This window comes from Odoribacter sp. N54.MGS-14 (genome assembly GCF_000980295.1).
GTDB lineage: Bacteria > Bacteroidota > Bacteroidia > Bacteroidales > Marinifilaceae > Odoribacter > Odoribacter splanchnicus.
In genome coordinates this window covers 1-246 of the sequence record NZ_LARL01000202.1, presented here as the reverse complement: position 1 = coordinate 246, position 246 = coordinate 1, and the positions used below count along the sequence as shown (strand labels likewise).

Sequence of the window (246 nt, the reverse complement as noted above, 5' to 3'; positions counted from 1 at the left end):
TTCAAGATATGATTCCGTAATGATACGGAAGAGAGAAAGTAAGAAGCCGGGTCTAATTAAACAGACTAGGTTGAACTTAGTCCTATAGCTCAGTTGGTTAGAGCGCTACACTGATAATGTAGAGGTCGGCAGTTCAACTCTGCCTGGGACTACGAACGGAATCAAGTTCGGGGGATTAGCTCAGCTGGCTAGAGCATCTGCCTTGCACGCAGAGGGTCAACGGTTCGAATCCGTTATTCTCCACTC

The 246-nt window shown here is 47.2% G+C and carries 2 tRNA genes; both read left to right on the top strand.

Annotated features, from left to right (window positions below):
* The first annotated feature begins 78 nt into the window (after positions 1-78).
* A tRNA-Ile gene (locus WS42_RS15125) sits at positions 79-152 on the top strand.
* Between the two features lie 17 nt (positions 153-169).
* Positions 170-243: transfer RNA gene (locus WS42_RS15120), tRNA-Ala, on the top strand.
* The last annotated feature ends 3 nt before the right edge of the window (positions 244-246 follow it).